General features: G+C 35.9%; 1 pseudogene. It reads left to right on the plus strand.

The features are described from left to right. Positions 1-189 precede the first annotated feature (189 nt). A pseudogene (gene bla / locus MMG82_RS21385) lies at positions 190-907 on the plus strand (class A beta-lactamase); the annotation flags it as partial.

The following is a 907-nucleotide window of genomic DNA, read 5'->3' on the forward strand; positions in this document are numbered from 1 at the left end:
GCTTGTTTGGTATTCGATTGGGGTAAGCTGATAATATTTTTTAATGTCACTATAAATCTTATTTTAGCCATAATTTCGCCACAATTAATCATTATTATGATGATAAAAATATTTAATAAGGATAGAGAAAAATAACATGTTAAAGAAATTTAATGATTACAAAAAGACAACGTTATTGCCATTTGCTTGATGAGTATTTCAAATTCGAATGCAAGTCCTTTAAGTGTAAAACAAACCGTTAATGAATTTGAGCGCCAAGGCTGGAATATCGGTGTGTCTGTTATAGAAAACAGCTCAAATAACGTATATTCAATTAACGGTGACGAACGGTTTTCGACAAATAGTACTATTAAGGCCTTAGCTTGTGCCATTGTGCTATCTGAAGTAGATAAAAATGCAGTATCGCTAGACGATGCAATGATGATAAATGAACAAGATGTTGTTAGCCATTCACCAGTAATGAAAGAATTTATAGGCAAAAAAGTGACATTAGCAGATGCCTGTAAAGCGACTATGACCTACAGTGATAATACCGCGGCTAATTTTGCGATAAAAAATCTGGCGGTCCTGAAGGCATTACTTCATTTCTGCGTTCAATGGGAGATGATATAACCAGAGCCGATCGTTATGAACCAGATCTCAATACAAATCCAGAGGGAGACTTAAGAGATACATCGACGGCTAATGCAATGGCAGCCAACTTTAACAAATTACTTCTCGGTAATATTTTATCAACTCAATCCAAAGAACAGTTAAAAAATTGGATGATGGGGAATAAAGTTGCAGATAACATGCTTAGATTGGTACTTCCTACGGGATGGGAAATTGCTGACCGTACTGGTGCCAACAGCTATGGTGCTCGAGGAATTATTTCCATGGTCTGGTCTGAATCACAACAACCATTAAT

It is taken from the genome of Shewanella sp. MM_2022_3 (assembly GCF_022557375.1).
Lineage (GTDB): Bacteria > Pseudomonadota > Gammaproteobacteria > Enterobacterales > Shewanellaceae > Shewanella > Shewanella xiamenensis.